Below are 6,840 nucleotides of genomic sequence, written 5' to 3'. Positions count from 1 at the left end.
CAATACACAATCTTTTTCATGAATCAAATCATTAGTCCAACTGAAATTGTCTTCCTCCCATATTTTGATCTTCACTTTTTTATTCTTCATACCCTTTGCCATAATTTTTATAGCGACAGCTGTTCCCACTTTGGAAGAATGGAGTCTGTTTCCGTTTCCATCAACAAATTCAGCGCTCAGGATCTTTCCTTGTGGATCATCACTTTTTTTTCCACCCGTAGTTACTGGGAACTTTGCTGAATTCCCATCAGGTTTAGGTTTGGGTTTCTCTGGAGCAGGAGTTGTTTTAGGTTTTGGCGTTGCGGGTGTTTGTTTCTTAGGAACCTCTCTTTTTCTTGGAGGTTCTGGATTATAAGTAGGGTTAACTACATTAACATTAGGACTTGCTTTTTGTATATGTTTACTCACTACATCAGCCGTTACATAATATTCGTGGGTTGCTCCCTCGCTTTTATCACCTGATCCAGTGCGTGCATTGGCAATCAGTACAGCCATTGTGTAAAAAGGTAATCTGAAAACAGCTTCTGCCATTCCTTTTTCATTCACTCTGCTAAAAACAGGGACAGGGTTTATTTTATTCAAAGCATTTACTGTAGGATTGTGTCCTTCTCCCTGAGCATCATCTTCCCAAAGGGTAAAAGCAATATTCATCTCGAACATCTCTACACAATATGCCCTTGCAATAATGGTATCTTTATAGCTTAACTTTTTACCTTTTGGAATAGGTTTATAGTTAGCATCCAGAAGTTCCACTCTGGTTATTTTAGGTTCTTTAGCCCTTTGTGGATGTACAATCAGTTCTCCATAGTCTTCACCCTGACGTACAATGATCTTTATTCCCTTATGAAATAAACTCTTCTGTCCAAAAATATAAGGAACCATTTGACCTTCTTTATCGCTTCCGCCTTTTCTCCAACCTGTTTTGGTTTGTACCATCACTTCCCAATGTGCTTTGGGTACTTGTAAAGGGTTTTTAATAGGTTGCAAAGGATTCAACCAGCCATTTATTGTAGTGACAGAATACATTTCCTGTTTTCCTATCACAGGTTTATCGTTTCCGATGATTGTTAATTTTCCCATATTTGTGTGTTTATTGGCAGATGTTTACATCTTCTTCCTGTTCATCTTGAAATTCTTTGTAGTCAAGCAACGGATTAATATTCTGTTGCTGTTTTGGATCAGCATTCCTGACATTCTGTTGGGTTACCTCCGCACTTTGCCCATGTTCTTTTATTGTAATTTTTCCTCCTGTTGCACACATCAATTCAGAAAGTTCTGTAATACAACTTTTGCTCATGACTTTTGTCTTCTCATAGGTCTTTTGCCATTTTCCAGCAGGAGCAAAAGCACAAGGTAAATAACCGCCTGAACTTGGTTTCAGCTTGCACTGCCCAAAGCTAGGGCCAGATGGTGTGAATTGTAGATCATCTTCTGTAACGGCTAAATAATCCGCTTGTCCTTCTTTGTTATTCCAATAATGTTTTTGGTGCGAGGTTACTTTAAACTGTGGAAACTGATTCCCTTGATTACATTGGGCTTTTCCTTTTTGGATCACGAAATATTTACCATCGTGAGGGGATGAATTTTCTGACATCGTATTGTGATTTTGGTGGTTTTCAAATTTAATAATTATCTGTAATTCTTTCTAATAAAAAATCTTCCCTTCGGGTATTTTCATGCCCGAAATATTGAAATCTTGCTTCTATTTTATGCAATGATAAATTTTCTCGGTTAAAAAGATATTCTGCAAAATGTTCACAATCTATAGGTTTCTTTTCTATATCTGTTTTCTCATCGAACTTTGAATCTGTAAAGTGTAATCCTTCCAGATTTCGCTTATCAATAGAGATACCTTTTTGCTGGATCTTTACTCTTTCATCATCTACAATATCTTTAGATAATAATATGTTTTGAAATTCAAATCGTATCGGCTGAGCATCAAAGATCCAAGGATAAAAATCATTATAAACATCTGAATTTGTCCAGCTTCCTAATTGAGTTCTGTAGAATGCACCAAACATAAAAGAGTTAAATAATGTATTTCTAAACTTTTGTGAAATGATTTCTGGACTTTCAATGATACCTTTCATCTTTTCAATATATTCAGAGGAATATTGATCTGGAAAAAAATTCTTTATAGAATCCAATTTAGAAACAATATCTTCTGTTTTCTTTGTCAGTACTATATCAATAAGCTTCCCTTCAGGATCTATAATGTATCGGATTGGATATATAACCTCTATGCACATTTTTGCAAGGGTGTCCATTTTGTAATCTGAAGTTTCCTCATTTTTTCTGAAGTCAAATGCTGAAAAGAGAAAGTGATAATACCCGTTTTTAATTCCTTCAAGATCTAATCTTACTTTGTTTTCATACTTTGCAAGGATTGTATCATCAGAATAGATAGTCTGGGTAATTTGATAATTTCCCTCCCAGAGTTTAAAGTCAAAAGGAAATTTTCCTTTAGCTGGGAAATCATAAAAGCTTTGATTATTGTCTCTGATTTTTTTGTTAAGCTCAAGGATTTCAGATGATGACGGCATATAGATTTTCATTCCCTGAACAATATCACCAGTAAAGCGTTCAGACAAAGAACAATTTTGATTATGATACTCCCTTAAATACTCAGGATTTTCAAGCTGTATCTCATTACAGAGATCAGCAAGGGATTGTCCTGATTTGGTGTAATAAATTATCATTGGATTTGTGTCTTTTATGTTTGCAAGTATACTTAAAATTGTTTAAAAGTTATATAGGTGTTTTCCCCATACTTTGAATTAATATTTTCGGTTAGGATTGATTAGGTGGATTTAAATTTGATTAGTATAGGATATTGTAATGTGAAATTGTAGTATGTATTGGTACTATGTTGCAGATTTTTTATACCTGTTTATTCATCGGTGTTTGTGTAAAATAAAGCCCTGATTGAAAGTGGATCAACCAAGGCTATTTTTAGAACTTAATCAAAGTATTCCATGTGTTACTTACATTATCTTTCCATTGAATCTGAGTAGCGGAGATCTTTTTAAACTCAAAGCTTTGTACTGTTCCAGTGGCTTTATAGTTTATCGAAAATTTATACTCGTTGTCAGAAATGATTTCACTTGTGCTTGCTCCTTTTGGTGTTGAATTAATTATCCCTGTCATACTTTGCTCAGTACCTGTAACAAGCATCACAAAATCCTCTGTTGTGAACTTATAGATTTTTTGAGCGGTTGTGCTGTTACTAACTCCCCAAGTACCTTGAATCCATACTGGCGGATGAAAATAAGGGGTTAATTGCGGATTAGATGGTTGTGGGGTAGTTGGTGTATTATCATCATCGTTATTGCTACTAGAGCAGTTTACTGTTAATAATGTTGATGTAAGCAATAATGCTAAAAATAGTTGTTTTTTCATGATTGATTATTTTTAATTGTATCTTTTCTGTTCGTTTTCCCAGATTTCATATTCTGTCTGCAATCTTTTTGCTTCTTCCCATTCTTCGGGCGTAATACTTTTTAGTTCTTTGATGATCTGTTCCTGTTCTTCTTTAGTCAAGGTTTTGGGAGTAGGTTTCTGACCTGATTCAACAGTTGTATGACGGATGTTAGAAATTCGTTCTTTTTCTTGGCTTGCTTCTGCGTAACTATCAAAACGCTTCATATACCTTTCAAGAATATTTTTGTCAAACAGATAGGCATGGCATTTTGCCTGTGTATCATCTAAGATCATATATTCTTCATCAGTTGTAAGTGGGTCGGGGGTGTTAAAAATTCCTGTCACTATTACAGACTCTTTACCGAAGTATTTATCCTTTACTTTAAAAACAACAAACGAGTGTTTTATAGCTGTTTTTAGCGTATTTTGAGGTGTTTTATTGTTCGTGTTATTTGAGTCGATTTTTACTGTGTTTATGGGTGTTATTGACTCTTGTTTAGTCTTGTCACAACTCAAGATTGATATTGGTAATACTAAGATCAAAACCTTTAGACGGTATCTTTTGAAAAACAGTATGATTAATGTGTATGCCAGCCAAAACAGCAAAAGATATTTGTAATCACTAAAAACAGATTTTGCATACAATAAACCTTTATTAGAATAACTCTTAAACTCAGAATCATATAATAGCTCACTACACATCATTCCGTTTGTAGGGAGATCTATTTTTGTCCCAAATGGAGTTGTTTGATATAATGCACCTACGGGAGTTCTTCGAGTATCATAAGTTCCGCTAATAACAATCTTATGGTTGTAATCAATCGCTGGTCTGGTAAGATTGGGAATGTATGAAAATGTACTGAAATGTTGGATTACAAAAACAGTTACAAACGATAGTACAAAACCTATCAATACTGACTTGGGTATGTTTTTGTCTACCTGAATAGTTTTCTTTTCCATAGAACTATTGGTTTTTGAGTTGTGTAATCATTTCTAAGAATATCTCAAAGTAATCTGAGTTTTTCATGAATGTTTCTTTGGATATATTGTAGATATTCTGACGATACATCTCGTAATGACTTTCTGTGCCGTATTTGTGGTCGGCATAGGCTGCGTTAATGCAAACTTGTCTCAAACTGTTTTCGTTATAAACTTTTGATATGACTAACGGTAATACCTCTCTGCCATCTTTGAGGGTGATTTTGTCTAATCCGTAGCTTCGGAGTTCACGGTACTTGTTGAGATAATCTGTTTTAGAAAGATTGTTGCAATCAAATTTTTCTTGTGAGAATACTGTTATACTTGTGAACAGCAGGAGAGAAATAAAGACTTTTTTCATGAGTGATCTGTATCACCCGAGCCTAAAGTGTATTGTTTGGTTATTATATAGAAAAAGGACGTAGGCTCGTAACTCTTATTTACCAATAGAGGCTCTGGTAAGCCATAAGGAATAAATAAGCGAAACCCACGCCCCGTAATATATGGACGTGAGCGTTCAACTTACTATTCTACTCCTTATTTTGAATTTACCAGATTCCTATTGGCAGAATAATTATTAACGCTTTTTCGTTGTCGATAAAATTTAAGCTACGAAGATATGAATTTTTTCAAATAAATCTTGATTCGGTGTGGTAGCCACTTTCTGGCTTTGGTATTAAGGATTTAAAGTATAGATCAGAATAGATCTGTTTTTGTTAATATATTATCTGCCGTTTTACCCCAAAATAAAAAAGCCCCTCAAAGAAACGAGGGACTTTAAAAACACAAATGTTCTGAAAAAAAATATTTTTTCGGATGTTAATGTATCACTTTTTGTTGATTTATACAACTTATTCAATAAGCCTTGTAAAGCACTATGAATAGATGAGTTTTCATGATTTCTGCAACATAGTACCTATATATACTAAAATTATTCTATTACTATATCACACACTAACACATCTCAAACCATCTTAAATCAATATTTCAGGGTTCTTTGGGGTAAACAGAATGTGGTGTTTTGAGTAGTGTGATTTTTTTTCAGCGGTCTTAAAGACAAAATTTATAATACTTAGTTGGTAATTTACACCATCCTCGTTAATATCCGTTATAAAAAGTACCCCCTATGCCGTATCCCAATTTTTTGTATATGTATCGGGACAAAGGGTACTAACAAAATTCTGACGGGGGGATGTTACGTTTTTTTCGATACAACCCCTATACTCGGATTTCGTTTTTCTCAGACTTGTTTTATTTTTCCTGTGCTCCGAGTGGTTAAAAAGTTTTTAACAGACGTTGATATTTTGATCAAAACTACCTGTAATACTTGTGTTTATCAATGTTTTGTTGTATATTTATACTGCTTTTGTAAGCTACTTTCTTCTAAAATAAACCTTGTCTCTATGTGTACAAGGTTCGATATAAAACAAAAATGCCTAGAAGTGCGGGAACACAACTAGGCGACATCAATAAATTTTAAATCACACTTAAAACTTATCAACATGACAAAGTTAACAAATTGTCTTGATACTGCTAGTATCTATGTAGGAACGTACGCAAAGTACAACAACAGCTCATTATTTGGGAAATGGCTTAACCTCGGAGATTATTCCGATTATGAAGATCTTTTGGAAGCAATGCAGGAGCTTCATAGTGATGAAGATGATCCCGAATTTATGTTTCAAGATTATGAATGTCCGATTCTGGAAAAACTGGGATTGTTGAGTGAATGCCATATATCAAAAGACATTTATGATGTTCTTGAACAGATCAATGATTCTGGACATGATGTAGAAGTTTATGAAGCCTGTTTGGATAATCTTGGAAAGATGGATTTCCAAAGCTTGTATGAATATGTAAACAATTTTTATTACGGCGAATACGAAAGCGATGAAGATTTTGTACAATGGCTGTATGAAGATGATACGTTTAATATTCCTAATTGGATTGTAATAAACTGGGAAGCTACAGCAAGGAGTATAATGTTTGATTATTTCGAGTCTAACGGACATTATTTCCGTGCTTAAAGATACAATTAGATTCAAGTAGGTTTAATCGGGTTCACTTCGAGTGTTTTTTACAAAAACAGTGACCAAAATCGTGACCAAGTGACCAAAAGTGACCAAAATAAAAAAGCAACTTGCTGTAAATTAGCGAGTTGCTTTTGTTTGGTTGTAGACCCACAGGGATTCGAACCCCGACTGACGGTACCAAAAACCGGAGTGCTACCGTTACACTATAGGTCTGCTTTATTTTGGTTTTGCAAATTTATATATTTTTTTCTTATTTACAAATATCTTTCCTGAAAATTCTTATTTTTTACTTAAAATAGAGCCTCATTTTGGATCAGTGCTAAAAGTTGTGGAGGAACAAATAAGAGATTAACTTTGAGGATGCATATTCCCGACGAGCTATTAAAATTATTGTTACCTGATTTTTTGG

General features: G+C 34.2%; 6 protein-coding genes, 1 tRNA gene and 1 pseudogene. 1 reads left to right on the top strand and 7 read right to left on the bottom strand.

What is annotated here, in order from left to right; genetic code table 11:
- The 6 genes and pseudogenes from DRF65_RS27955 to DRF65_RS27930 all read right to left on the bottom strand — a co-directional run.
- A pseudogene (locus DRF65_RS27955) lies at window positions 1–1,080 on the bottom strand (hypothetical protein); the annotation flags it as partial.
- A 10-nt stretch (window positions 1,081–1,090) separates the two neighbouring features.
- Window positions 1,091–1,594 carry a DUF4280 domain-containing protein gene (locus DRF65_RS27950; protein ID WP_115973983.1) on the bottom strand — a complete coding sequence of 168 codons (504 nt, stop codon included), beginning with the start codon at window positions 1,592–1,594 and terminating at the stop codon, window positions 1,091–1,093.
- Window positions 1,595–1,622: 28 nt separating this feature from the next.
- Window positions 1,623–2,699: a hypothetical protein gene (locus DRF65_RS27945; protein ID WP_115973982.1), complete on the bottom strand. Its 1,077-nt coding sequence runs from the start codon at window positions 2,697–2,699 to the stop codon at window positions 1,623–1,625.
- 253 nt (window positions 2,700–2,952) lie between these two features.
- On the bottom strand, window positions 2,953–3,399 hold the full coding sequence (locus DRF65_RS27940) for a hypothetical protein (RefSeq protein WP_115973981.1): 447 nt from the start codon (window positions 3,397–3,399) through the stop codon (window positions 2,953–2,955).
- Between the two features lie 12 nt (window positions 3,400–3,411).
- The gene (locus DRF65_RS28755) at window positions 3,412–4,380 is read right to left on the bottom strand and encodes a hypothetical protein (RefSeq protein WP_185148491.1); all 969 of its coding nucleotides are present in this window, start codon (window positions 4,378–4,380) and stop codon (window positions 3,412–3,414) included.
- Between the two features lie 4 nt (window positions 4,381–4,384).
- A complete protein-coding gene (locus DRF65_RS27930) occupies window positions 4,385–4,759 on the bottom strand; it encodes a hypothetical protein (protein WP_115973980.1) in 375 nt (124 codons plus the stop codon).
- 1,141 nt (window positions 4,760–5,900) lie between these two features.
- On the opposite strand from DRF65_RS27930, the gene DRF65_RS27925 reads away from it, so the two are divergent.
- Window positions 5,901–6,425, top strand: a complete 525-nt coding sequence (locus tag DRF65_RS27925; protein ID WP_115973979.1) for an antirestriction protein ArdA — start codon at window positions 5,901–5,903, stop codon at window positions 6,423–6,425.
- Window positions 6,426–6,573: 148 nt separating this feature from the next.
- On the opposite strand, the gene DRF65_RS27920 is transcribed toward DRF65_RS27925, so the two are convergent.
- A tRNA-Gln gene (locus tag DRF65_RS27920) sits at window positions 6,574–6,644 on the bottom strand.
- Between the last annotated feature and the right edge of the window lie 196 nt (window positions 6,645–6,840).

The sequence above is a fragment of the Chryseobacterium pennae genome (assembly GCF_003385515.1).
Classification (GTDB): Bacteria; Bacteroidota; Bacteroidia; order Flavobacteriales; family Weeksellaceae; genus Chryseobacterium; species Chryseobacterium pennae.
The sequence above is the reverse complement of the archived record's forward strand: the minus strand, read 5'-3'. Positions and strand labels throughout refer to the sequence as shown.

Bases quoted from the DNA above. Each gene is read 5' to 3' on its own strand.
- DRF65_RS27950 (WP_115973983.1), bottom strand. From the start codon at position 1,594: ATGTCAGAAAATTCATCCCCTCACGATGGTAAATATTTCGTGATCCAA.
- DRF65_RS27945 (WP_115973982.1), bottom strand. From the start codon at position 2,699: ATGATAATTTATTACACCAAATCAGGACAATCCCTTGCTGATCTCTGT.
- DRF65_RS27940 (WP_115973981.1), bottom strand. From the start codon at position 3,399: ATGAAAAAACAACTATTTTTAGCATTATTGCTTACATCAACATTATTA.
- DRF65_RS28755 (WP_185148491.1), bottom strand. From the start codon at position 4,380: ATGGAAAAGAAAACTATTCAGGTAGACAAAAACATACCCAAGTCAGTA.
- DRF65_RS27930 (WP_115973980.1), bottom strand. From the start codon at position 4,759: ATGAAAAAAGTCTTTATTTCTCTCCTGCTGTTCACAAGTATAACAGTA.
- DRF65_RS27925 (WP_115973979.1), top strand. From the start codon at position 5,901: ATGACAAAGTTAACAAATTGTCTTGATACTGCTAGTATCTATGTAGGA.